The 22,982-nt window shown below is 43.8% G+C and carries 25 protein-coding genes; 16 read left to right on the top strand and 9 right to left on the bottom strand.

What is annotated here, in order from left to right:
- The first annotated feature begins 60 nt into the window (after positions 1–60).
- Positions 61–1,071, top strand: coding sequence for a GlxA family transcriptional regulator (locus NC99_RS05940; protein WP_053180859.1), 1,011 nt, complete (start codon positions 61–63; stop codon positions 1,069–1,071).
- Positions 1,072–1,115: 44 nt separating this feature from the next.
- On the opposite strand, the gene NC99_RS05935 is transcribed toward NC99_RS05940, so the two are convergent.
- The 3 genes from NC99_RS05935 to NC99_RS22440 form a co-directional block, all read right to left on the bottom strand.
- The gene (locus tag NC99_RS05935; protein ID WP_053180856.1) at positions 1,116–1,502 is read right to left on the bottom strand and encodes a DUF302 domain-containing protein; all 387 of its coding nucleotides are present in this window, start codon (positions 1,500–1,502) and stop codon (positions 1,116–1,118) included.
- 172 nt (positions 1,503–1,674) lie between these two features.
- Positions 1,675–3,540, bottom strand: coding sequence for a copper-translocating P-type ATPase (locus NC99_RS05930; RefSeq protein WP_239684419.1), 1,866 nt, complete (start codon positions 3,538–3,540; stop codon positions 1,675–1,677).
- Between the two features lie 125 nt (positions 3,541–3,665).
- Positions 3,666–3,917 carry a hypothetical protein gene (locus NC99_RS22440; protein ID WP_239684418.1) on the bottom strand — a complete coding sequence of 84 codons (252 nt, stop codon included), beginning with the start codon at positions 3,915–3,917 and terminating at the stop codon, positions 3,666–3,668.
- Positions 3,918–4,276: 359 nt separating this feature from the next.
- On the opposite strand from NC99_RS22440, the gene NC99_RS05925 reads away from it, so the two are divergent.
- Positions 4,277–5,530: a DEAD/DEAH box helicase gene (locus NC99_RS05925; protein ID WP_053180854.1), complete on the top strand. Its 1,254-nt coding sequence runs from the start codon at positions 4,277–4,279 to the stop codon at positions 5,528–5,530.
- A 33-nt stretch (positions 5,531–5,563) separates the two neighbouring features.
- Here NC99_RS05925 and NC99_RS05920 read toward each other — a convergent pair whose 3' ends face one another.
- The 4 genes from NC99_RS05920 to NC99_RS05905 all read right to left on the bottom strand — a co-directional run bounded on the left by NC99_RS05920 (position 5,564) and on the right by NC99_RS05905 (position 8,768).
- Entirely contained in the window at positions 5,564–6,337 is a 774-nt protein-coding gene (locus NC99_RS05920; protein ID WP_053180849.1) for a class I SAM-dependent methyltransferase, read from the bottom strand.
- Positions 6,338–6,718: 381 nt separating this feature from the next.
- Positions 6,719–7,195, bottom strand: a complete 477-nt coding sequence (locus NC99_RS05915) for a DUF456 domain-containing protein (protein WP_053180847.1) — start codon at positions 7,193–7,195, stop codon at positions 6,719–6,721.
- A 2-nt stretch (positions 7,196–7,197) separates the two neighbouring features.
- The gene (locus NC99_RS05910; RefSeq protein ID WP_053180845.1) at positions 7,198–8,022 is read right to left on the bottom strand and encodes a CPBP family intramembrane glutamic endopeptidase; all 825 of its coding nucleotides are present in this window, start codon (positions 8,020–8,022) and stop codon (positions 7,198–7,200) included.
- A 101-nt stretch (positions 8,023–8,123) separates the two neighbouring features.
- Positions 8,124–8,768 (bottom strand): peroxiredoxin, encoded by a 645-nt coding sequence (locus NC99_RS05905; RefSeq protein WP_053180842.1) that lies wholly within the window; start codon positions 8,766–8,768, stop codon positions 8,124–8,126.
- Between the two features lie 288 nt (positions 8,769–9,056).
- Between NC99_RS05905 and rpmB the strand changes: the two genes are divergently transcribed.
- The 6 genes from rpmB (at position 9,057) to NC99_RS05875 (ending at position 13,281) form a co-directional block, all read left to right on the top strand.
- Positions 9,057–9,299 (top strand): 50S ribosomal protein L28, encoded by a 243-nt coding sequence (gene rpmB / locus NC99_RS05900; protein ID WP_053180839.1) that lies wholly within the window; start codon positions 9,057–9,059, stop codon positions 9,297–9,299.
- An 11-nt stretch (positions 9,300–9,310) separates the two neighbouring features.
- On the top strand, positions 9,311–9,493 hold the full coding sequence (rpmG, locus tag NC99_RS05895) for a 50S ribosomal protein L33 (RefSeq protein WP_053180834.1): 183 nt from the start codon (positions 9,311–9,313) through the stop codon (positions 9,491–9,493).
- An 8-nt stretch (positions 9,494–9,501) separates the two neighbouring features.
- Positions 9,502–9,654, top strand: coding sequence for a DUF4295 domain-containing protein (locus NC99_RS21590; RefSeq protein ID WP_082326333.1), 153 nt, complete (start codon positions 9,502–9,504; stop codon positions 9,652–9,654).
- A gap of 386 nt (positions 9,655–10,040) precedes the next feature.
- Positions 10,041–10,991, top strand: a complete 951-nt coding sequence (gene ftsY, locus NC99_RS05885) for a signal recognition particle-docking protein FtsY (protein ID WP_053180831.1) — start codon at positions 10,041–10,043, stop codon at positions 10,989–10,991.
- Positions 10,992–11,160: 169 nt separating this feature from the next.
- Positions 11,161–12,456, top strand: coding sequence for a 30S ribosomal protein S12 methylthiotransferase RimO (gene rimO, locus NC99_RS05880; RefSeq protein ID WP_053180862.1), 1,296 nt, complete (start codon positions 11,161–11,163; stop codon positions 12,454–12,456).
- A 180-nt stretch (positions 12,457–12,636) separates the two neighbouring features.
- Positions 12,637–13,281: an FkbM family methyltransferase gene (locus NC99_RS05875; RefSeq protein WP_162231155.1), complete on the top strand. Its 645-nt coding sequence runs from the start codon at positions 12,637–12,639 to the stop codon at positions 13,279–13,281.
- On the opposite strand, the gene NC99_RS05870 is transcribed toward NC99_RS05875, so the two are convergent.
- Positions 13,273–14,277 carry an alpha/beta hydrolase gene (locus NC99_RS05870; RefSeq protein ID WP_053180827.1) on the bottom strand — a complete coding sequence of 335 codons (1,005 nt, stop codon included), beginning with the start codon at positions 14,275–14,277 and terminating at the stop codon, positions 13,273–13,275. The genes NC99_RS05875 and NC99_RS05870 overlap by 9 nt on opposite strands.
- A gap of 277 nt (positions 14,278–14,554) precedes the next feature.
- Between NC99_RS05870 and NC99_RS05865 the strand changes: the two genes are divergently transcribed.
- From NC99_RS05865 to NC99_RS05855, 3 genes are all read left to right on the top strand, one after another.
- Positions 14,555–17,287, top strand: coding sequence for a 2-oxoglutarate dehydrogenase E1 component (locus tag NC99_RS05865; RefSeq protein WP_053180825.1), 2,733 nt, complete (start codon positions 14,555–14,557; stop codon positions 17,285–17,287).
- A gap of 10 nt (positions 17,288–17,297) precedes the next feature.
- The gene (odhB, locus tag NC99_RS05860; protein WP_053180822.1) at positions 17,298–18,581 is read left to right on the top strand and encodes a 2-oxoglutarate dehydrogenase complex dihydrolipoyllysine-residue succinyltransferase; all 1,284 of its coding nucleotides are present in this window, start codon (positions 17,298–17,300) and stop codon (positions 18,579–18,581) included.
- 142 nt (positions 18,582–18,723) lie between these two features.
- On the top strand, positions 18,724–19,677 hold the full coding sequence (locus NC99_RS05855) for a D-2-hydroxyacid dehydrogenase (RefSeq protein ID WP_053180820.1): 954 nt from the start codon (positions 18,724–18,726) through the stop codon (positions 19,675–19,677).
- A gap of 27 nt (positions 19,678–19,704) precedes the next feature.
- On the opposite strand, the gene NC99_RS05850 is transcribed toward NC99_RS05855, so the two are convergent.
- Positions 19,705–19,893: a hypothetical protein gene (locus NC99_RS05850; protein WP_053180818.1), complete on the bottom strand. Its 189-nt coding sequence runs from the start codon at positions 19,891–19,893 to the stop codon at positions 19,705–19,707.
- 255 nt (positions 19,894–20,148) lie between these two features.
- Between NC99_RS05850 and NC99_RS05845 the strand changes: the two genes are divergently transcribed.
- The 5 genes from NC99_RS05845 (at position 20,149) to NC99_RS05825 (ending at position 22,968) form a co-directional block, all read left to right on the top strand.
- Positions 20,149–20,733 (top strand): thioredoxin family protein, encoded by a 585-nt coding sequence (locus NC99_RS05845; protein ID WP_053180816.1) that lies wholly within the window; start codon positions 20,149–20,151, stop codon positions 20,731–20,733.
- 135 nt (positions 20,734–20,868) lie between these two features.
- Complete coding sequence (locus NC99_RS05840; RefSeq protein ID WP_053180814.1) at positions 20,869–21,447, top strand: porin family protein; 579 nt, start codon at positions 20,869–20,871, stop codon at positions 21,445–21,447.
- 64 nt (positions 21,448–21,511) lie between these two features.
- A complete protein-coding gene (locus NC99_RS05835) occupies positions 21,512–22,033 on the top strand; it encodes a CvpA family protein (protein WP_053180812.1) in 522 nt (173 codons plus the stop codon).
- Positions 22,034–22,060: 27 nt separating this feature from the next.
- A complete protein-coding gene (locus NC99_RS05830) occupies positions 22,061–22,327 on the top strand; it encodes a hypothetical protein (protein WP_053180810.1) in 267 nt (88 codons plus the stop codon).
- Between the two features lie 170 nt (positions 22,328–22,497).
- Positions 22,498–22,968 carry a hypothetical protein gene (locus NC99_RS05825; protein ID WP_053180808.1) on the top strand — a complete coding sequence of 157 codons (471 nt, stop codon included), beginning with the start codon at positions 22,498–22,500 and terminating at the stop codon, positions 22,966–22,968.
- The last annotated feature ends 14 nt before the right edge of the window (positions 22,969–22,982 follow it).

The following is a 22,982-nucleotide window of genomic DNA, read 5'->3' as shown; positions in this document are numbered from 1 at the left end:
GGTGTAATGCCGTCATTTTAAAGGGCGTATTACGACATTAAAAGATAAATCCCGAGAGCAATGAAACATGTATCAATCCTGGTTCCCAATGGACACTACAGTCTGGTGAACATTGAAGGGACCTACCAGATTTTTTCGTGGGTCAATAATTTTTTGCAGGCGACCAACCGTCAACCCTTATTCAATTTGCATTTGGTTGGTGCTTCCCGCTCGATGACCCAAACCAACGGCTTGTTTACGATTAATCCCAATCTTTTGATTAATGAAGTCAGCCAAACAGATTTGATTATTATTCCGGCCATCCATGGCGACGTACAGCATAATCTTCGGATGAACGCGCAGTTGGTTCCGTGGATTGTAAATCACTACCATCGTGGCGCTGAAGTGGTGAGCTTGTGTATTGGTTCCTTTTTCCTGGCAGCTACCGGCCTGCTGAATGGCCGCCCCTGTTCTACTCACTGGCAGTTTGCACAAGAATTCAAGCGGCAATTCCCGGAAGTGATTTTGAAAGATCATAAGATTGTAACAGAGGCGGATGGCATTTACACAAGCGGCGGAGCTTATTCATTTACGAACCTGTTGATGTACCTGATTGAAAAATATGGCGACCGGGAACTGGCGGTGATGGCTTCCAAGGCCTTCATGATTGACATTGAACGGAGCAGCCAATCACCGTTTACTGTGTTCATGGGGCAAAAAGCACACCAGGACGAGGTGGTTTTAGAGGCGCAGGAGTTTATTGAGCAAAATTTTTCGGACAAAATCACTGTTGAAAAATTATCGCAGCAGGTGCGCGTTGGCCGACGAACACTTGAACGTCGGTTTAAGCGGGCAACGTCGAACACCATTGCTGAATACATGCAGCGGGTGAAAATGGAAGCCGCCAAAAAGGAACTGGAGTCAGGCGTAAAAACCGTGAGCGAGGTGATGTATGATGTGGGGTATGTTGATGTAAAGGCTTTTCGTGATGTCTTTAAAAAAGTGGCTGGTCTATCACCTGTTGAGTATCGTAACAAGTATTCGTCAAAAATTCTGAAGATGAAAAAGGAAAAAGAAAAGCTGGCGGTTTGATCAACACATCAGCTTTTCTATCCATTTTCTTCTAACGATCAATCCTACAAAGCGGCAATGACACGTTTCAGGCGTTCCGTGATGTCCGTAGCAACCGATTCCAGCGCTGGGTTCTCCACGGCCATCATCGATGCCATTGGGTTTACTGCAGCCACTTCAACTTTGTTGTCGCTGGTTTCCTGCACAATGACATTGCAGGGCAGCATGGTGCCAATTTTGTCCTCGGCTTGCAAGGCCTGATAAGCTGCCGGTGGGTTACAGGCACCCAAAATCCGATATTTCCGGAAATCGACATCCAGCTTTTCTTTCAATTTTTCGTGGATGTTAATTTCAGATAAAACGCCAAATCCTTCTTTCTTTAGTTCTTCGGTTACTCTTTCTACAGCCACATCAAATGTGTAGTCTGTTAGTTTATCAATGTAATACTTCATGATTTTTGTTTTTTTTGATGATTATTAATCGTTATTTGTCTGTAATTTTTAATCGCCATATGTTTATTTTGTTTTCAACTTACAACAGTTTTCAATTCGTCTTTGTTTCAAATGAATTCAAATCTGCACACCTGCTTTTTTCATGCTTCGGTTGTCGGATTCTTTCCTTCAGTTAATGACTAAGCTGTAGTTTCTTTTTCAGCAACTGAGCATTAATAGCCACAATGATGGTACTCAGACTCATTAAACCTGCCCCAAGCGCCGGGTTAATCAGGATGCCCGACTGGTACAAAACACCCGCGGCCAGCGGAATTGCTACGACATTGTATGCTGTTGCCCAAATAAAATTCTGAATCATCTTTTTGTGCGTTTTCTTGCCAAAAAGAACGAGCGAAGCAATATCCTTTGGGTTGCTGTTTACCAGAATGATGTCGGCGGTTTCGGCGGCAACATCAGTTCCCGAGCCCACTGCGATACCAACATCAGCGGTCGCCAATGCAGGCGCATCATTGATCCCATCGCCGGTCATAGCCACAAACTCGCCTTGTTGCTGAAATTTTTTCACTTGCTCCAGCTTTTCATCAGGCAAAATGCCGGCAAAATAACCATCCAATCCCAGTTCTTCACTGACACTTTTGGCCACCTGTTCGTTGTCTCCAGTCATCATGTAAATTTTCATTCGATTTTCTTTCAGTATTTTTACAGCCTCTTGCGATTCTTCGCGAATCTCGTCGGCCAGTGCGATAAAGCCTGCTAATTGGTTATCAACCACGAGAAAGACAACTGTTTCCTGCTCGTTTTGATTGGCACCATCAGGCACCTCCAGATTGTTTTCTTTTAGAAAGCCAGGACTAACTACCTTTACTTTTTGTTCGCCAACATCGGCTTCAATTCCTTTACCTGTGAGCGCGTTGAAGTTTTTGATTTCCGGAAGTTCAATATCCTTTTCTTTCACTTTATCGAGAATGCCGATTGCCAAGGGATGCTCCGATTCGGCTTCAACGGCTCCGGCCAGTTTCAAAATTTCCTGATCGGAAAACTCTTTCTGCACCGACTGAAAGCGTGTCACGCCAAAGTTGCCTTTGGTCAGTGTGCCGGTTTTGTCGAAGGCCATCAAGGTAATTTTCCGCGAATTTTCAAAGGCAGTCCGGTTGCGGATCAGCAAGCCGTTTTGTGCCGATACAGATGTTGAAATGGCCACCACCAGAGGAACTGCTAATCCCAATGCATGTGGACAGGTAATGACCATCACGCTGGCCATGCGCTCAAGGGCAAAAGCAAAGGGCTCACCCGCTGCCAGCCAAACCGACAGCGTACCAAAACCAACAGTCAGGGCCACAATCGTCAGCCAAAATGCAATGCGGTCGGCCAAGTGTTGCGTTTTTGATTTCTTCTTTTGGGAATCCTTCACCATGTTAATGACTTTTTTCAGGTATGCCTCGTCGCCAACTTGTTCTACTTTGATCTTAAGCGAACTGTTGCCATTGATTGTTCCTCCAATTACCTGATCGTCTGCCGATTTTTTGACCGGCTGTGATTCGCCGGTGACCATTGCCTGATTAACGTGGCTTTCCCCTTCGGTGATAATTCCATCCACCGGAATTTTTTCTCCCGGACGAACTAGTACCAAGTCCCCTTTTTCAAGCTGATCGACCGTTACGTCTTCCGTATCGCCATTTTTCAGTCTGTGGGCTTCCGACGGCATCAGGGCAACCAACTGCTGTAACGATCTTGAAGCTCCCATCACCGATTTCATCTCAATCCAGTGTCCCAGCAGCATGACGTCAATCAGGGTAGCCAGTTCCCAAAAGAAGGTTTTTCCTTCCAGACCAAAGGTGGTGGCCGAACTGTAGCCCCAGGCGATGGTAATGGCCACCGCAATCAGCGTCATCATGCCAAGTTGTTTCTTTTTAAGCTCGTCAGCCAAGCCGCCCAAAAAAGGCCATCCACCATAAAAGTAGATGACGGATGACAAGCCAAACAAGACATAGTTGGAAGCTTCAATGGTCAGCTCATAGCCAAGCAAATCCTGAATCATTGGCGACAGCATGAGAACCGGCAAGCTAAGGACTAACGATATCCAGAACCGTTTTTTGAAGTCCTGGATCATGTGCGCATGATGCCCGGAATGGTCATGCGAACCATGATCGTGATGATCGCCATTTACATTTTTTTCTTCTTGGGAATGATGATGGTGGTGGTCCGTTTTCTCCGCTCCGTCGTTTCTTTTTTTGTGAGTGCTGTGGGGCTGCTTGTTCCCACCAGGTGAGGAATCGTGATGGTGGTGCTTCTTTTTTGTTCCTGATTTCGTATCGGATTTTTTATATCTGCTTTCATGGGCTTGTTTGTCTTTTTGTTGACCGGAACACCCCCTGTGATGCTGATCGTTAGATTGATGCCTGTTTTTATTTTCATCTTCAGGTTCTGAGTGCTTGTGTTGGTTCATAACCGTCTTTTTTTCAATCTGAGCTGAAAAAACCATGCCATGGAGCGTCCGGTTTTTCAATCAGTCGGGATGCACTGAAATAGCCTGATGCTAAGTTTGAATGCTTGCTTTTATACGTGGCGATGAGTACACGGATGTTGTGCTTTTTCTACACCAAGTATTCATTATAAATACCAGTTGGGAAGTTGTCAGATGAAAAACACCAGCGTGAAATTTTCGATTTTAGGGGTACGACTACCATGTTGAATTTAAATGCTACCTTTGCGTCCTTTATTTATCATCCCATCATTTTTAGGAACTATTTGTAGATGGGAACAAAAATTAGTGAATGACACCATTTGAAAAGTTAGAAATTATCGAGCCAATTCTGAAGGCCTTAAAAGAAGAAAATTACACTCACCCCACTGCCATACAAGAAAAAGCCATCCCCATCATACTCAATCGACAAGACGTACTTGGAAGCGCTCAAACCGGCACCGGAAAAACAGCGGCCTTCGCGATTCCGATTTTACAACACCTGTTTCAGGATCAGCGGCAGCGAAATCATCAACGCATGATCAAGTCGCTGATTATAACACCTACACGCGAACTGGCGATCCAGATTGGGGAAAGTTTGTCGACTTACGGAAAGTACACTGGTATTAAAAACACAGTAATTTTTGGTGGGGTGAAGCAAGGTGCCCAAACCAACGCCCTGCGCAATGGTATCGATATTTTGGTGGCCACGCCAGGCCGCCTGCTCGATTTGATGGATCAGGGTTTTATCAGCCTGAAGCATATAGAGTATTTTGTTCTTGATGAAGCCGACCGCATGCTCGACATGGGGTTTATCAATGATATTAAGAAGATTATTGCCAAGCTGCCAGCCCGGAGACAGTCCTTATTCTTTTCGGCTACCATGCCTGACAATATTGTGGAGCTTTCATCAAAAATCTTACGAAATCCTGAAAAAGTGGAAGTTAGTCCGGTGTCATCCACCGCCGAAACCATTAGTCAGTACTTGTATTACACGAACAAAAGCGACAAAAACGACCTACTCGTTCATATTCTGAAAAATCAGAAGTTGAACCCGGTGCTGTTATTTGCGCGCACCAAACACGGGGCCGACAAAATTGTACGTAACCTAAAAAAGCACAAAATTGAATCGGCTGCCATTCATGGCGATAAGGCTCAGAACCAGCGGCAAAAAGCACTGACAAAATTCAAGGATCGTGAAATCAGAGTGCTGGTGGCTACCGATATTGCTGCACGCGGAATCGATATTGACAAGCTGAAGTACGTGATTAACTACGACATTCCGAATGTGGCCGAAACCTATGTTCACCGCATTGGCCGGTCGGGCAGGGCAGGCGACGAGGGCATAGCCATTTCAATATGCGAGCCAGAGGAAAACGCCTACATCCGTGACATTGAACGACTGATTAATCAGAAAATTGATCGGGTTTCGGAGCATCCTTTCCCGCAAACCGACAGCCCGATGACAGCCCAGGAAAAAAAGGCCTTTGAAAAGGAAAAGAGCAGGCGAAAGCAGGAATTTTTCGCCAATCGAAATAAATCGCAAAACCGCTCGTATCGACGTTAAAAAAAGAAGCCAGTTTTGGCTTCTTTTTTATCCCTACAGTTTTTTTCCAATATAGAATACATAGCCGTAATAGGCTTTATACTTATGGTATAACTGTGCTTCATGTCGTTGGTTCGCGATCAACGCCTCGGCTGTCTGATTTCCCGCATATTTCTTTTGAAAATCATCCTGAGCCGCAACTTGTGGCGTGTAAAAATGTTCGATCCAGCAGTTTTCAGGCAAAATAAAGCTGGCTGCAGGAACATAGCCGGCATGTTGCATTTGCCCCAATTTGTTGGGAATGGTGTCAATCTCCGGATACGCATCCTGCCAAAAGGCATCAATTTCATCAGGCCGCTTTTGGGTGAACCACGAAGCTTCTGTGACAGCGATGTACCCGCCGGGTTTTATGAATTTTCGCCATTCGTTTAAACCTCGCTCAAAACCAATGTTATAGATCGCGCCTTCCGACCAAATCAGGTCCAGGGCTTCCGTTTCAAAAGGAAGCTTGTCCATCGAACCGACCACGCCTTTTACGCGATCATGCAAGTCTAGCTTGCTGGCATTGTGGTTAAATAAGTCGATAAACTGAGGAAACAAATCGACACCGGTAATTCGTCCCGGTGCGTGTTTGCCCAGCACCATAGTTTGTCCCCCGGTGCCACAGCCAATGTCAGCTATGTGCGATTCGCCGGATAGCCCATGAATAAAACTTAAAGCTTTTAGTGTCATTTCCGGGCTGCCCGGCCCTTGCCGCTCCAGTGTTGAAAAATACTCGCATATTAAATCGAAGTCAAACTCGTGAATAGATGTATGATCGTTATCCATGATTGTGAAAATTTATAGGATTGAAACCTTTGGTTGAAGAACACACAATTCCTCATCAGGCTCCAACAGGTTATTAGAATAGAGATGTGAATATAACTCCGGCAAGTACATGCCCGAGTTTAATTGAGGGATAACCAGCGGCGAATGCCCAGGTTATTTACTTGACCAGATCCGTTTTAGTTTTAAACATCCAATGGTTTTAAATCAAACAAAGGTAGGAATTTCTATAGACGCAGAGGGCATCCGCCAAACAATAAAGTCGGTGCAAAGCAATAAGCGCTTCTCGTTAAGCAGAAACCTTTCCTTGTAATGTAGAAATTTTCAGATGGAAGTGTAGAGTCAAGCATACAGAATCGAGAATCAGCAATCAATCCTCAATCTCTAAACCATTTCTGCAACAAAATACCAGGCCATCATGCCTGAGACGATGAGTTTGAGCAGGGTTCCCACCAAAAATCCAAGGAAAGATCCAAAGCCAGATCGAAATGCCTCGCGCGATTGCTTGCCACTGCTGAGTTCGCCCAGTACAGCACCCAAGAACGGACCAACAACAATCCCGAATGGCGGGAAAAGAAACATGCCCAGCAGCAGGCCAATGATGCTTCCCCATACTCCGCGTTTACTTCCACCAAATTTTTTGGTGCCCCAAACTGGAATCAGGTAATCGAGCAAATAAACAACGACCGTGATAACTCCCCAAATGATCAAAAAGTTGGTAGAAAATTGGTAACGCTCTGTGAGGTGCAAAAAAATCAGTCCCACAAAGCTCAATGGCGGGCCGGGAAGAACCGGCAGAATAGCCCCCAAAATACCCGTAATCATAAAGAGGGCGCCCAAAACAATTAAAGCGTAATCCATCGTTAAGTCGTTTGTTGTCGTGGTTTTGTAGCAAAGGTGGCCAGCAGACCAATCAACACCAAACTAATGCCGGCTACCAGGTAGCTGATGTTGAGCTGCACTTCTTTTTCAAGCAGGAAAAAAGAGAACCGGGTGATCTCATCCCAATATTCGATGGACAACAGCACCAGCAAGTTGTTGATGGAGTGCCCGATCATGCAGGCCAAAATATTTCGGGTAATGACCATGACCCAGCCCAGCAGCAAGCCTAGCAAAAAGGTAGCCGGAAACTGCCATGGATTGAGGTGAAACAAGGCGAAGAACAAGGCCGATACGAAAATAGCAATGATCTTCGGATAGTTGCGCATAAAGCCATGCATGATCACGCCACGAAATATCAACTCTTCAACAATGGGTGCAACAATGGCAACTTTCAAAACGGCACCGTAAAACCCAAAATCATTTTCAAATATTCTTTCGAAAAGCTCCCAAAACCAAGGTGGGGGAGGAAACACCTGGTCAATTCGCTGGTTGATTTCGCCTAAAAACACGTGCGCCGCTGCCAAAAAAGTGAGGATCGGAATAAAAATAAGTACGTTAAACCGTCTCAGCGGAAACAGCTTGCTGAGTTTGGTTTCGGCTTTCCGGTAGGCAAAATAGAGGATAAACAAAATGGAGCCCAGCGAAAGCGCGATTTTTTTAATCGGATTCGACAGATACTCCGTACCATGGTAATAGTCCCAAATTGCCAGCGGGAAATCAACCACGGTCTGAATGAAAATGTATAAAACAACCAAATGTGCTGCCCCTAAAATCGTCGGGTAATAGAGCCTTTGCGTCGAATTCATAAGTCAATTTAAACTTCCTCTAAAATAGCGGACTTTTCCATAAAATGAAACAGGAGGCGCTACAATCAGCACCTCCTGTTTATTTTCAAATTGGTTTTTAGCTATAAATTCTTTTTGGCCAGATAAAAGTCAACCATTTCATAGTTCGATTTTTCGCGTTCCTCCATGTCGGGTACTGTTTTCGGCGGGGGAACAATCACTTGCTCTCCCGGAACCCAGTTTAGCGGAAGAGCCACACCATGTTTGTCGGCTGTTTGCAAGGCTTTCAAAACCCGGAGTATTTCATTCATGTTCCGCCCAACGTTCAGCGGGTAATACATCATCAGCCTGACTTTGCCCGTTGGATCGATAATAAACACTGCACGGACAGCTGCAGTTTGACTTTCGTTCGGCTGTAGCATGCCATACAGTTTCGACACTTTCATGTCAATGTCGGCAATAATTGGAAAGTTGAACAAGACGCCACTGTTTTTTTTTACATTGTTCACCCAAGCCACATGGGCGTGAATGCTGTCAATACTCAAGCCTATTAGTTTGGTATTTAATGCCTTAAATTCATCGCTTTGAATGGCAAATCCACTCATTTCGGTGGTGCAAACAGGCGTAAAATCAGCCGGGTGCGAAAAAAGAATTACCCAACTTCCTTTGTTGTACTCTGAAAATCTCAGTGGTCCGTAGGTGGTGTCGGCCGTAAAATCGGGAGCCATGTCTCCAATGCGCGGCATTTGGTTGATTTGTTCTTCCATGATTTTATTTGATTAAGATTTAATGTTCTGGTTTGATATTAACTTCTCTTTTAGAAATAGGTTCAATCATCAATGATGAAAAAAACTATCTTTGCGGCATCGAAAATCATCGGGGAAACCCACTTGGTTATCCCTTTGAAAAAGAAGCTCCAAGCGTTTTTTATTTTTAAACAACTGGTTGTTGAAAAAACCCAGATTTTTTTCTGAAACAATTTGATTTTTACAAGAAAAAGCGCTTATTTTGCGAACTGTTTGAAAAATGTGTGATTCTGAATAAAAAATAAGACAATGTCAAAAGTTTGTCAAGTTACCGGAAAAAAAATGATGGTGGGAAACAATGTTTCACACTCGAAAAGAAGAACGAAGCGTCGGTTTTATCCGAACTTGTTCAAGAAGAAATTCTATCTTCCAGAGGAAGACCGTTGGATTTCGCTAACAGTTTCTGCTGCAGGTATCCGTACAATTAATAAAAGAGGATTAACTGCCGCCTTGAAAGAAGCTAAGGAAAAAGGATACGTAACGAATATTTAAAAGCGTAGAAAATGGCTAAAAAAGGTAATAGGGTACAGGTTATTTTAGAGTGCACCGAGCACAAAGACAGTGGTGTGCCCGGAACATCACGGTACATTTCAACCAAAAACAGGAAAAATTCACCTGACCGTTTGGAATTGAAAAAGTACAACCCGGTTTTGAAAAAAGTAACTGTTCACCGCGAAATTAAATAATTTGAGATATGGCAAAGAAAGCAGTTGCATCATTGCAAAAAGGTGCCGGTAAAGGATATTCCAAAGTAATTAAAATGGTAAAGTCTGAAAAAACCGGAGCGTACACATTTCAGGAAGATATTATTCCTAATGAAATGGTTAAAGACTATTTTAAAAAGTAAAGATATTTATTTGCTTAGCAAAAAAGCTTCCATCGTTCGATGGGAGCTTTTTTGTTTTCAGCCCCGTATACCGCTCAATCGAGATACTCCAGGCTTGTTTCTGAATCTGTCTGTCCATCAGTCCTTGTCAGCGCTTTTTTCGGGCAAAACTTCCAATCGTAAGGCGGCATTGAACAGCCAATGGTGATTGACGTGTTGAACTTCCAAAGCCTGAAACTATTGGCACGGGCTCTTTTTTCCCGGTGCAGAGGGGCCATGCAGGGTAAAATTCGGCAGGTGCGCAAATCTTGATTTCCTGTTCTGGTTAACTCTTTCTTCCAACCTCAGGTTTAATTAAATTTTATCAGGCAATTTTTGTAAATTGCGCCACTCAAATTCAGAAAGCTATGGGTCTATTCGGATCATTTACAAAATCGAAAAAAGAAAGCCTGGATCAGGGCCTTTCGAAAACCAAGGAAAGTGTTTTTAAAAAGTTGGGACGCGCCATTGTTGGCAAGTCGAAGGTTGACGATGAAGTGCTTGATAACCTGGAAGAAGTATTGATTACTTCTGATGTTGGCGTGGACACGACTTTAAAGATCATCAGGCGTATTGAAGAGCGCGTTTCCAAAGACAAATATTTTGGAGTGGACGAACTCAATACCCTTTTAAAAGAAGAGATTGCTGCACTGCTCGACGAAAATAACACCAATGATGAAGCCGATTTTGAGCTTCCTTCAAGCGATATGCCCTATGTTATTATGGTTGTGGGTGTGAATGGCGTTGGAAAAACAACCACCATTGGCAAGCTGGCCTACAACTTCAAAAAGAACGGCAAAAAAGTGGTGCTTGGAGCTGCCGATACCTTTCGTGCCGCTGCGATTGACCAATTGCAAATTTGGGCCGAGCGCGTCGATGTCCCGCTGGTGAAACAAAGCATGGGAGCCGATCCTGCTTCGGTGGCTTACGACACCCTGGCTTCAGCCAAGGCGACCGGAGCTGATGTGGCCATTATTGATACTGCGGGCCGTTTGCACAACAAAATCAACTTGATGAATGAGCTGAGCAAAATCAAAAATGTGATGCAAAAAATAGTGCCGGATGCACCACACGAGGTTTTGCTGATTTTGGATGGATCAACCGGACAAAACGCTTTTGAACAAGCCAAACAATTCACCAAAGCAACCGAAGTTTCTGCTTTAGCTTTAACCAAGTTGGACGGAACAGCCAAAGGCGGGGTTGTGATTGGCATTTCTGACCAATTTAAAATTCCCGTGAAATACATCGGAATTGGGGAGAAGATGGAAGATTTACAAGTGTTCAGAAGAAAAGAGTTTGTTGAATCGCTGTTTTCGTAGGCTACGCTCGGTCAGCCGCTTCATGTCATCCCGGACTTGTTCCGGGATCTGTCTTCCATGGCAATTCCGAAACAAGTTCGGAATGACTCACTCTGACGAATGGAAAAACCACACAGGGCTTTATTTGTTACAAAGGGTGAGAAATTGAGAACATAAATTGAAAATAAAGATGAAACGAGGAAAAGTTAATATAAGCACCCTGGGGTGTTCCAAAAATTTGGTTGATTCGGAAATGCTGCTCAACCAGCTTGATTTGAATGGATTTAAAGTCGTGCACGACAGCGAAGACGACGATGCCAACATTGTCATTCTGAATACCTGTGGCTTTATCATGGATGCCAAGGAAGAGTCCATCAATTCGATTTTGAGCCATGCCCAGGCCCGTAAAGCCGGCAAGCTGGATAAATTGCTGGTTATGGGCTGTTTGTCGGCACGTTATAAGGAAGATTTGGAGAAGGAAATTCCGGAGGTTGACAAGTTTTACGGCAAGTTCGACTACAAGCAGATCATCCAGGATTTAAATGCCAACTTCTTTGAGCAGAAGATGTACCACCGGCTGAAAACGACACCCAGCCACTTTTCCTACCTCAAGATTAGCGAAGGCTGCAACAGGCATTGCTCATTTTGCGCGATTCCGCAATTCACCGGAATCCATAAATCGCGCAGCATGGAGAGTTTGCTTGAAGAGGCCCAAACATTGGTTGCCGGCGGAACAAAAGAACTGCTAATCATTGCGCAGGATTTGTCGTACTACGGGATTGACATGTACGGCGAAAGTAAGTTGGCCGAGCTGATCGACCGGCTGGCCGATATTCAGGGACTGGAATGGATTCGGCTGCATTATGCGTATCCCTCCAAATTTCCGACAGAACTGTTGAAAGTGATTCGTGAGAGAGACAATGTGGCCAATTACCTGGATCTGCCGTTGCAACACATCAGCGATCGGATGCTGGGGCGGATGCGTCGAAAAATCACCAAGGAGGAAACAATCAAGTTGATCAACAAAATCCGTGAGGAAGTGCCGGGAATTGCATTGCGCACGACGTTTTTGGTTGGGCACCCCGGCGAAACCGCGGAAGATTTTGAAGAGCTGAAAGCCTTTGTAGCCGAGCAGAAGTTTGATCGAATGGGCGTTTTTGCCTACTCGAACGAAGACGATACCTACGCATTTAAAATGTATGAAGACGATGTTCCGGAGGACACGAAACAGGAGCGTGCGGCTGAATTGATGGCACTTCAGCAAAGCATTTCAGAAAAACTGAATGTGGAAAAGGTTGGAAAGACTTTCAATGTATTAATCGATCGCGAAGAGGCCGATTATTTTGTTGGTCGCACGGAGTACGATTCACCGGAAGTGGATGGGGAAGTGCTGGTTGAAAAGAATGATGCGATTAAAATTGGCAATTTTTATCAGATAAAAATCAACGATTCTACTGAGTTTGACTTGATTGGTTGTCTGGCCTGACAGGACGAAATCAAGCTGATTTTTGGGAGTGCACAACAACCTAATGCCTGTTTATATTGAATGAAAAAAATTCTAAGGTCCGTCCAAACGCTTTTTCCATTTTTGCACGATCTTCGTTTCAATCTCAAATTTATATGGATAAAAGGATTTAGATCCCCTTCAGAAAAAGATTTCCATGCATTGAAATTATTTAATCCCCGGCCTAACCAGGTGTTTGTTGATGTGGGTGCAAACCGGGGCGAAGCCATCCTGTCCATGTTGATCGAAAAGCGATTGTCGAATAAAATCATCGCTTTTGAGCCGAACCCCTGGGTTTTCAAAAAGCTCAAAAGCAATCCAATCATTTCGAAAAGACGCCTGGAGCTGCACAATTGCGGACTGGGCGTTGAAAATGAAGAGCTGATCTTGTTTGTACCTTTTTATCGACGTTGGATGTTTGATGGGCTGTCGTCTTTTCACTATAACGAAGCCAAGGATTGGCTCAAAAACAGACTTTGGAAGTTCCGCGAAAAACACCTCTCAATAGAAAAAATAACGTGCCAGGTCCGCAAGTTAGACGATTTTCAATTGGATCTTTACTTTGTAAAAATCGATGTTCAAGGCCATGAGTTGGAGGTATTAAAAGGTGGGATCGAGACGCTGAATCGGCATCATCCCGTCCTGCTCATTGAAAGTATTACTGAAGAAATGATGCAGCTTTTAAAACCTCTGGGTTACCAGTTTTATGCTTTTGAAAACCGAAAATTCAGTCTAGGCACGGGCGGCTTAAATACGTTTTGTATTACGAAGGATCAATATCAAAGATTTAGAGTGAAGTCAATTTGAAGGATTCATCTCCAGCACCTCTGACGCAAAGTCAATACAAGCCTGTTCGACTTCATCCCGGGTTTTTGAGAACATGCCACTACCAATCACATGCGTTCCGGCATTGAACGCCTGCTTGCGTTTCAGCGCTTCCGGAGTGCCCAGTTGATCGAACATGTTCAACATGGCATCAACCCGCACGACGTCATCCTGATGTTCTTCATCCTGATAGTAATAGGCCAGAAATAGGGGTTTTTCAACCTTCCTGAAAAGTTCTCCGTGCATGGTGCTTGCAACCAGTTGTTGTAGATACACCGTGGCTTCCATGCGGTAAAAACAGTTCCAGTAATTACATTCCTCAGCATTTAAATCTTCGTTTGTTTGGCGGTAAATTCCACCATTCGACTGGCGTGCGATTTGCAGCCCCCAAGGCTTTGACAGTAAAAAAGCCGCCGGATTGTTGATTCGGATATTGGGTGACATCAAAATCAGGCCAGCCATCAGTTCCGGAAAATCGGCAGCCAGCTTTAAGGCCAGCGTCCCGCCGGTCGATGTCCCCATAACGATTACCTTTTCTCCCAGTAAATTCGCAATCTGCAAAGCTTCTTTAGCCGACTCGTACAACCGGTCAGGAGTCATGTCCAGCAAGGGATCCGGAACATCAAGCCCATGCGAGGCCAGCCTCGGGATGTAGGCGTTGGCCTGAAAATGCCTGGCGAAGTTCACATGTGTTGGATCTCCTTCGAAACCAGAGGCTGAAAAACCATGCAAGTACAGCAGGCAATGTTTCGTTTTGTATTTCAATTCGTTATCTTGCCATACCACCTTCGACTCATTGCCCGGCTTAACAGGCAGATCGGCCTCTTTTACCTGAATAAATTGGTCCAAATTATCCAGCGAAACATTCAATTCCTCCAGTTCAGGATTGAATTCCGGTTTCTCGGGCTTTGGGCCAATGACGTAAACAAATATGCCAAACAAAAAGACAACGATTAATACACGTACAGCTTTTTTCATTTCGGGAAGTTTGAAAGAATAACAAAATAGCCGAAAATGTGTTTATCGACATTCAGAAGTATTGTTCAGAATTAAACTGAACAATTGCAGGCAGCAAAGCAGGTCGTCCGGAGCCGGAACGCGCGCTTTGCGACCTTTGAGCCGTCGGTGTCAAAATGCGCTGCTGCTGCATTTAAACTTAAAATGTCTGCTAAACATTAAAAACAGATGAATTGTTAATGTACCAAAGCTTTTAAAGCTATTTTTACAAAACCGTAAACAACCATTAAATCAACATATGGACAAATTTTCGCAAGTAGGTAATCAAGAAATTGCTGCTGTTGAAGAACTTTATCAGGACTTTTTGAATGATCCGGATAGTGTTGAAGAAAGCTGGAAGAACTTTTTCAGAGGGTTTGAACTGGCAAGAGCAAACTATACTTCCCAAAAAATAAAATGGAATGAACCCATTAATAAGGAGTTCGCTATTCTTAATCTGATTCATGGCTATCGCCAGCGGGGCCATTTATTTACAAAAACGAATCCCGTCCGATCGCGCCGGACTTACACTCCAACCTTGGCAATCGAAAACTTTGGTTTGGAGGAAAGTGACCTGGAAAAGGTTTTCCAAGCCGGAAGCAACATTGGTATTGGCCCTGCAAAGCTCAAAGACATTATTGCCCATCTCGAAGCAACTTATTGTAACTCCATTGGCGTTGAATATGTTTTTGTGCGTGATCCACAGGTGTTGGCCTGGCTTCAGGGAAAAATGGAAGGCTCGAAAAATTCGCAGGAGTTCACCGATGAAATGAAACGACATATTTTCTACCACTTAAAACTGGCGGTAGGATTCGAAAGCTTTATCCATAAAAAATTTGTCGGCCAAAAGCGATTCTCGCTCGAAGGTGCGGAATCACTGATTCCGGCGCTGGATGCTATTATTGAGCAAGGTGCCGATTTGGGAATCCGTGAGTTTGTTATCGGTATGGCACATCGTGGGCGGCTGAATATCCTGGCCAACATCATGAACAAGCCATACGAATATATTTTCAAGGAATTTTATGGCACCGAATACGAAGAAGATATCGCTTTGGGGGACGTAAAATATCATCTTGGCTTTGAAAATGAGGTGACTTCGGATCACGGAGAAAAGATAAAATTGAGCCTTATGCCGAATCCTTCGCACCTGGAAGCGGTTGCTCCGCTGGTTGAAGGCATGTCGCGTTCGCGTATTAATTCGCTTTACGATGGCGATTACGACAAGCTGGCCCCCATTATCATTCACGGCGATGCAGCGATTGCTGCGCAAGGCGTTGTTTATGAAGTAATTCAAATGGCACAGCTGAATGGCTACCGAACCGGAGGAACCATTCATGTGGTGATTAACAACCAAGTTGGTTTTACAACCAATTACCTCGATGCCCGCTCCAGTACCTATTGTACCGATGTGGCGAAAGTAACTCGTTCACCCGTATTTCACGTCAATGGGGACGATGTTGAGTCACTGATCTACACCATCAAACTGGCCATGGAGTTTAGGCAGAAATTTAACAGCGATGTGTTCATTGATATTTTATGCTACCGAAAGTATGGACACAATGAGGGCGATGAGCCTCGTTTTACCCAGCCACAGCTGTATAAGGCGATTGCAAACCACAAAAACCCACGTGATATCTATGCTGAAAAATTGATTAAGCAAGGAATCATGACTTCGGACGAAGTAAAGAAGGAAATTAAAGCCTTTGACCAGTTGATGAATGCCAAATACAAAGATTCCGAAGAGATTGAGAAACTGAAAATTAAACAGTTTCTTGTAAATGAATACGAGCACTTTGAAAAACCTCATAAAGTTGATTTTTCGGAAACAATTAAAACCGGCGTAAAACGATCGCGGCTGATCGCCATTGCCGAAAAAATTAATTCGGTTCCCGCGGGGATGAAATTTTTCAACAAAATCAACCGGATATTGTCAGATCGCCGGCAGATGATCCTGGACGATCGGCTGGATTGGGGTATGGCAGAACTGTTGGCTTATGGGACTTTGGTTGACGAAGGACACCCGGTGCGCATCAGTGGACAGGATAGCGAGCGAGGAACCTTTGCTCATCGTCATGCTGCCTTTGTTGTTGAAGATGGGGTTGAAAAATATTTTCCCTTGAAAAATATTTCCCCGGATCAGGCACCATTTCATATTTACAATTCACTGCTCTCGGAGTACGGAGTCATGGGCTTTGAATATGGCTACGCCATGGCACAACCCAACGCTTTGACAATTTGGGAAGCGCAGTTTGGAGATTTTGTCAATGTGGCTCAGGTAATTATTGACCAATATATTACGTCGGCAAACGAAAAGTGGGGGCTGATGAATAACCTCGTACTTTTTTTGCCACATGGCTACGAAGGTCAGGGACCGGAGCACTCCAGCGCCCGAATTGAGCGTTTTTTGGCTCAGGCTGCCAGCAATAACATGCAAATTATGGAGCCAACAACGCCAGCCAACTTCTTTCACATGCTGCGGCGCCATATGAAAATGAAGACGCGGGTGCCGCTCATTGTGTTTACGCCCAAAAGTTTGCTGCGTCACCCCATGGTCACCTCTACTTTGGAAGAACTGGCGAGTGGCCACTTTCAGGGAATTATTGACGAGACACAGGTGAGTCCGGATGAAGTGAAGCAACTGGTGATTACTTCGGGGCGATTGTATTACGACCTGGTGAAAAAACGAGCGGATACGGCTGACAATTCCACGGCAATTGTTAGATTAGAGCAACTTTACCCGCTTCCGGTCGATCAGATTAACACCATTCTGGAAAAATACAAAAAGGCCGAACGCATTGTGTGGGCACAGGACGAACCAGCAAATATGGGAGCCTGGCCTTTTATCTCCAGAAACCTGAAGGAGATACCTTTTGAGGTTGCAGCACGCTCGGAAAGTGGCAGCCCGGCAGGTGGTTTAATGAAACAACACACCTTGAGATTAAATAAAATACTCGATCAAATATTTGATGCGGAAGTTTTAGCAAAAGCATAAGAAAAGAATCATGATCATTGAAATAAAAGTACCAACACCAGGAGAATCAATAACAGAAGTTGAGTTAGGAAAATGGTTAGTCGAAGATGGCGATGTTGTTGACAAAGACGATGAAATAGCGGAAATAGAATCGGACAAGGCGACGTTGACCCTTGTTGCCGATGAGGCCGGTAAAGTGAGCTTCAAGGCACAGGAAGGCGACATGCTCGAAGTAGGTGCTGTCGCTTGTACCATTGATACTTCGGTTCGTCCGGATGAGAAAAAAGAAGAGGCAAAAGAACAACCAAGAGACGAAAAGCAGGAAGACAAAAAAGCAGACGAAAAACCTGCGAAGAGCCCGGAAAATGAAGAAGAGTCGACGAAAGATACCCAGGGGAAGGCGACGGAAAAAGAAGACCAGGCGCATGTCAAAATCACTTCAGTAGCTAAAAAAATGATGGAAGAAAACAACTTGTCGGTTGATGATATCCTTCAAGGGTTGAAGCGGATTTCGAAAAAAGAAGTCGAAGCGGTGATGGATTTGCCGAAAGCTACGGCCGCTCCAGCTGCCAAAAGAACCTTTTCGCGCGAGGAAGATAGGGAGAAAATGAGTTCCCTGCGACGCAAGTTGAGTCATCGGCTTGTGGCTGTTAAAAACGACACAGCGATGTTGACCACCTTCAACGAAATAGACATGAGCCGGGTGATGGAGCTACGCAAAAAACATCAGAACAGGTTCATCGAGAAGCATGATTTCAAGCTTGGATTCATGGGATTTTTCACCAAAGCTGCGGCTGTAGCCATGAATTTTCACCCGGCAATCAATTCCATGCTCGATGGTGAAGAAATTGTGAGTCCGCAATATGTTGATGTCGGCATTGCTGTCCAAACGCCGAAAGGTTTGATGGTGCCTATTATCCGCAATACCGAAAGTAAGTCGGTTGCGGAAATTGAAAAAGACCTGAAGGATTTGGCTGAAAAAGCACGCAATAAAAAAATATCGGTGGAAGAACTGACAGGTGGTACGTTTACGATTACCAATGGCGGAACTTTTGGTTCTTTGTTGTCAACCCCGATCATTAACCCGCCGCAATCGGCTATTTTAGGCATGCACAACATATTGGAACGCCCGGTTGCTGTTAATGGCAAAGTCGAAATACGCCCCATGATGTATGTCGCGCTTTCGTACGATCATCGTATTATCGATGGTAAAGATTCCGTTGGCTTTTTGGTGAAAGTGAAGGAATTGATTGAAAATCCGGAGCGTTTGTTAAATGATGGAGCCAATCCCGAAGAATTACTGCTGGATTTGTAAGCGTTTCTTGGAAAGAAAAAAATGCGTGAGGCTGTTTTGTTTATCAAAGCAGCCTCGCTCAGTTTTAAAGATCTGGCTGCCGAATTCGATTTTTGTTTCATTTTGACTAATTTCGACGCAATTCAAAAAAAAACCGAAACACATGAAAATAGTTGTCTTAGATGGATACACCTTGAATCCCGGCGATCTGAGCTGGGATGCATTGAAAGCAATCGCCCCCTGCGATATTTATGACAATACACCGGAACATCTTCGGATTGAGCGGATTGGCGATGCTGAAATTGTATTCAGCAATAAAGTGGTGCTTGATGCAGAGATTTTCAAATCCTGTCCCACCATGAAATACATCGGTGTTCTGGCCACCGGTTATAATGTCATTGATTTGGAAGCCGCTGCCAAAGCAGGTATTGTGGTTACGAATATTCCAGCTTACAGTACCGATTCTGTTGCACAAATGGTTTTTGCCCATTTGTTGCACATTGTGAACCAGGTACATCTACATGCTGAAGCGGTAAGCCAGGGAGACTGGGTCAAATCAAAAAACTTTTCTTTTAGCGTGTCGCCTCAAGTTGAGTTGAGCGGAAAAACGCTGGGCATCATCGGTTTTGGACAAATTGGAAGAAAGGTGGCAGAAATAGGGCAGGCGATGGGTATGAAAATCCTGTTTCAGAATCGATCCGTCAAATCAGATGTCCCTGCGGGTTTCACGCCATGTGATCTCGATTCATTGCTCCAACAATCCGATGTGGTGAGTTTAAACTGTCCGCTCACGGATTCGAACGCTGGCTTTATCAACAAATGCAAGTTGGATTTAATGAAGCCAAATGCCATTTTAATCAACACCGGCCGCGGACCACTGATCAATGAGCAGGATCTGGCCGATGCATTAAATGCCGGGCAAATTGCCGCTGCCGGACTTGATGTTCTTTCTACCGAACCGCCTGCAGCAAATAATCCACTCCTGCAAGCCAAAAATTGCCACATCACGCCACACATTGCCTGGGCAACAAGAGAAGCTCGTCAGCGCCTAATGGACATTGCAATCGGAAACCTAAAAGCTTTTCTGAATAGAAAAAAGCTCAATGTGATTAACTAAAATGCTTGATTTGGATGTGATTGCCGGTTATTCGTATAAGTCGTCGTCTGAATTAAAGTCATTAAAATCAATTTCATCATCAAATTCATCATAAATAGACAGGCGGCGTTTTGAGCCTCGTTCTTTTTTTACACTTTTTGGTGATTTGCTCCTGGAATCAAGGTCTTCAAAATCGGCATGATTTTGTTTCTTTGCGGAGCTGCTTTTCGATTTCATTTTAATTTTACAGATCTAATAATTAATAACTTACTACTTTACAATTACCGTTGGGTATTGTCTCGGTAAACTACAAAAAAATATTTCGATTTTCCAAATGCCCTTGGCTGTTTTTATTACAAAACATGGCTTTTCTGAAAAATGTTCCAGATTTTTACTGTTTTGTTGGCGTATAATAATTCTCTTCATTTTTACCAACAAGTTTTAGCGAGTGCTTGTTACATCATAGTAGAAGAACAGTTAAAGATTATTATTATGAGTTTTACATTGGGAATTGGCTCACGGGCCCTTGATTTTAACCTGCCGGCAACGGACGGAAAAAACTACACATTGGCGGATTTTGATGCTGCGAAATTTCTGGTCATTTTTTTTACTTGCAATCATTGTCCGTATGTTGTTGGCAGTGATGAAATAACCCGGTTGACAGCGGAAAAATTTAAAGATCAAGGCGTTCAATTTGTCGGAATCAACTCAAATAGCGAAAACACTTATCAGGAAGACGACTTTACACACATGGTTGAACGAATGAAAACACACCAGTTTCCCTGGGTTTATTTGCGAGACGAAAGCCAGGAAATTGCTGAAAAGTATGGCGCCTTGAGAACTCCTCATTTCTATGTTTTTGATAGCCAACGGCGTTTGGTTTATACAGGTCGGGGAGTGGATTCGCCGAGAGACGCTTCCAAAATTACAGTTAATGATCTGGATCGGGCGCTTGAAGAGTTGACTTCAGGTAAAATGATTTCGGTTCCGGTGACCAATCCGATTGGTTGTAATGTGAAGTGGGAGGGAAAAGACAAACATTGGATGCCGCCTGAGGCCTGTGATTTGGTGTTCTAAGCGATGCAGTGCACATTTTAATGACAAAATGCCTGCAATACTTTTAATATCATGCCGTAGTTTTCAAAAGAAAAGGATAAAGAACAATTATTAACATCATGTGCCGTTATTAATTTTGAACTAAAATTTTATGTCATGAAAAGAATTGCAATCATTTTACTATTCACGTCATTTCTGTTGCCTGCAACAGCACAATCTCCAATAAACCTGGGGTTAAAGGGAGGAATTAATAGTGCGAAACTCACTTCAAACCTGGACGAATACAACGAGGAAAGTATCAGCAAATTTCACGCCGGTGCTTTTGTACGGGTCAATCTCGGTAATATCTACGTTCAACCCGAAGGGTACTTTAACACCAAAGGTGGAGAATTGAAAAGCACTTCCGGTGTGGTCAGCTCGTTTGATCTGAAGACTGTTGATGTGCCCGTTTTATTGGGTGTTCACATCATCAAAAAAGGCCCATTGGGCGTTCGAGCCAACGCGGGGCCTGTTTTTTCGTTCGTGACGGATAAGGAATTGAACGAAGGAACTACATTTAACCGCGATTATATTGAGGATAACTTTTTCGGTTGGCAGTATGGCGTTGGGGCCGATTTTATGATGTTTACCCTCGATGTTCGTATGGAGAACAGCTCTGGCGAATTGTACAGTGGTCCGGATTTGGAAAGTAAAAGCAAGAGCTTTGTTATCAGCCTTGGAATTAAACTGCTCTAGTTGGGGCGACATGTTTTTTGATCTCACAAAGCTTTTCTACTTTTGTTGAAGATCTTTTTTAAAAATGAAAACACTTATTATTTCGATCTTTTTTTTTCTTTCAGGATTTACGGTATTTGCTCAATCCGATTCGGCCAAGACAAGTACCGTGAATCCTGAATTTGATTATATCTACCGTGAATTGTTCAACTTCCTGCCCAATTCTACCTTTGGTGAATTGTCCATTGAGCAGCCAAATTTGACATCTTTCGATTTTAACTGGCAACCCGATCTGGTCATCGATTTCAGCTCGTTTTCATCCGACAACAGCCTGACCCTTTCAAATCATCATTTCCCTTATTTTCATCCCTTTGTCCATTCGTTGGGAATCACCAGCCAGGCGCACTATAAGTTAAGCGACAAGTTTATGCTTGGCGGAAATAGTTTTGTTGGTAATTCAATTTTCAACCCGCTACCTGCCAATCCATCCCTTCAGGATATGAGTATTCGCGGGGCTTCCATGTTTTTACAATACAAGATTTCCGACAGATTTAAAGTTGGTGGAAGCTTTAGTATCAGCAACCAGAATCATCCATTTCTCTGGTAGTATCAGCAACGGTCAGCATCAAATAATTTGCTGACACAGGTCGATAATTTGCTGACAGCATCCAATAATTTACCGTCACATGTCGATAATTTGCTGACAGCATCAAATAATTTATCGTCACAGGTCGATAATTTGCTGACAGCATCCAATATTTTACCGTCACAGGTCGATTATTTTCTGACAGCATCCGATAATTTACTGTCACAGGTCGATTATTTGCTGACAGCATCCGATAATTTATCGCCACAGGTCGATTTTCAGAAAAATAAAATCCTGTTTTCGTTGACCGGATGAGATCGTTCATCCCTTAAATAAGGGTGTTTGTCGAAACCCGCATGATTTGCCCTTTCAGAGGTGTAATTTTTCAATTTGTCCCTCGTCTATTAGGTAAACAAGCAGAAAACAAGAGGGCGGTATTGAGCGCCCAAAACAGAAACATTTTTTTAACGATTAAATCCAAAGTCATGAAAAACAAAATTATTACAGGAGTTACCATTTTTGTGTTTTGTCTGGCAACGTTTGCAGTCCAGGCAACAGCAACCGATCGTTCATTTAGTGATTATGACATCGTAGCCGTCAGTAACCAAGACCTGTCAGCAAAGGCAGACAAAGCCTGGGTGTTATCTTACGATAACCAAGAAGCTCCGATCGTTATTACGCTGCATGAAACCAAGCGATCAAAAAACTACGTGGTGCGGGCTGAGCATTTTGAGGTATCTTATGTGTGCTGCAAAAAAGGATTCGGCGCATCAATGGTCAAAGCTGAGTACAGCGAAATTCCACAGGAAATTATTAACCGGGTGATCAATTCGGAGGAACTGGGTCGCCAGAAAATCCTCACGCCAAATGAAGTATCAGAAGAGCAAGCCCTTGATTTGATTGCAGCATATTTGCCGGATTTAATCAATCCAAGTTATAAACATCTGTTGAATTAGTTAATCCTTATGAA

This window comes from Sunxiuqinia dokdonensis (genome assembly GCF_001270965.1).
Lineage (GTDB): Bacteria > Bacteroidota > Bacteroidia > Bacteroidales > Prolixibacteraceae > Sunxiuqinia > Sunxiuqinia dokdonensis.
This window is presented reverse-complemented; position numbering and strand designations above follow the sequence as displayed.

What these genes read in the sequence shown, in the direction of transcription:
- NC99_RS05915 (WP_053180847.1), bottom strand. Translation starts at nt 7,195, where the DNA reads ATGGATTACGCTTTAATTGTTTTGGGCGCCCTCTTTATGATTACGGGT.
- NC99_RS05845 (WP_053180816.1), top strand. Translation starts at nt 20,149, where the DNA reads ATGAGTTTTACATTGGGAATTGGCTCACGGGCCCTTGATTTTAACCTG.
- NC99_RS05840 (WP_053180814.1), top strand. Translation starts at nt 20,869, where the DNA reads ATGAAAAGAATTGCAATCATTTTACTATTCACGTCATTTCTGTTGCCT.
- NC99_RS05865 (WP_053180825.1), top strand. Translation starts at nt 14,555, where the DNA reads ATGGACAAATTTTCGCAAGTAGGTAATCAAGAAATTGCTGCTGTTGAA.
- NC99_RS05855 (WP_053180820.1), top strand. Translation starts at nt 18,724, where the DNA reads ATGAAAATAGTTGTCTTAGATGGATACACCTTGAATCCCGGCGATCTG.
- NC99_RS05910 (WP_053180845.1), bottom strand. Translation starts at nt 8,022, where the DNA reads ATGAATTCGACGCAAAGGCTCTATTACCCGACGATTTTAGGGGCAGCA.
- NC99_RS05825 (WP_053180808.1), top strand. Translation starts at nt 22,498, where the DNA reads ATGAAAAACAAAATTATTACAGGAGTTACCATTTTTGTGTTTTGTCTG.
- NC99_RS05870 (WP_053180827.1), bottom strand. Translation starts at nt 14,277, where the DNA reads ATGAAAAAAGCTGTACGTGTATTAATCGTTGTCTTTTTGTTTGGCATA.
- NC99_RS05940 (WP_053180859.1), top strand. Translation starts at nt 61, where the DNA reads ATGAAACATGTATCAATCCTGGTTCCCAATGGACACTACAGTCTGGTG.
- NC99_RS05920 (WP_053180849.1), bottom strand. Translation starts at nt 6,337, where the DNA reads ATGGATAACGATCATACATCTATTCACGAGTTTGACTTCGATTTAATA.
- NC99_RS05850 (WP_053180818.1), bottom strand. Translation starts at nt 19,893, where the DNA reads ATGAAATCGAAAAGCAGCTCCGCAAAGAAACAAAATCATGCCGATTTT.
- NC99_RS05925 (WP_053180854.1), top strand. Translation starts at nt 4,277, where the DNA reads ATGACACCATTTGAAAAGTTAGAAATTATCGAGCCAATTCTGAAGGCC.
- NC99_RS22440 (WP_239684418.1), bottom strand. Translation starts at nt 3,917, where the DNA reads ATGAAAATAAAAACAGGCATCAATCTAACGATCAGCATCACAGGGGGT.
- odhB (WP_053180822.1), top strand. Translation starts at nt 17,298, where the DNA reads ATGATCATTGAAATAAAAGTACCAACACCAGGAGAATCAATAACAGAA.
- NC99_RS21590 (WP_082326333.1), top strand. Translation starts at nt 9,502, where the DNA reads ATGGCAAAGAAAGCAGTTGCATCATTGCAAAAAGGTGCCGGTAAAGGA.
- NC99_RS05935 (WP_053180856.1), bottom strand. Translation starts at nt 1,502, where the DNA reads ATGAAGTATTACATTGATAAACTAACAGACTACACATTTGATGTGGCT.
- rimO (WP_053180862.1), top strand. Translation starts at nt 11,161, where the DNA reads ATGAAACGAGGAAAAGTTAATATAAGCACCCTGGGGTGTTCCAAAAAT.
- ftsY (WP_053180831.1), top strand. Translation starts at nt 10,041, where the DNA reads ATGGGTCTATTCGGATCATTTACAAAATCGAAAAAAGAAAGCCTGGAT.
- rpmB (WP_053180839.1), top strand. Translation starts at nt 9,057, where the DNA reads ATGTCAAAAGTTTGTCAAGTTACCGGAAAAAAAATGATGGTGGGAAAC.
- NC99_RS05905 (WP_053180842.1), bottom strand. Translation starts at nt 8,768, where the DNA reads ATGGAAGAACAAATCAACCAAATGCCGCGCATTGGAGACATGGCTCCC.
- rpmG (WP_053180834.1), top strand. Translation starts at nt 9,311, where the DNA reads ATGGCTAAAAAAGGTAATAGGGTACAGGTTATTTTAGAGTGCACCGAG.
- NC99_RS05930 (WP_239684419.1), bottom strand. Translation starts at nt 3,540, where the DNA reads ATGATTCAGGATTTGCTTGGCTATGAGCTGACCATTGAAGCTTCCAAC.
- NC99_RS05835 (WP_053180812.1), top strand. Translation starts at nt 21,512, where the DNA reads ATGAAAACACTTATTATTTCGATCTTTTTTTTTCTTTCAGGATTTACG.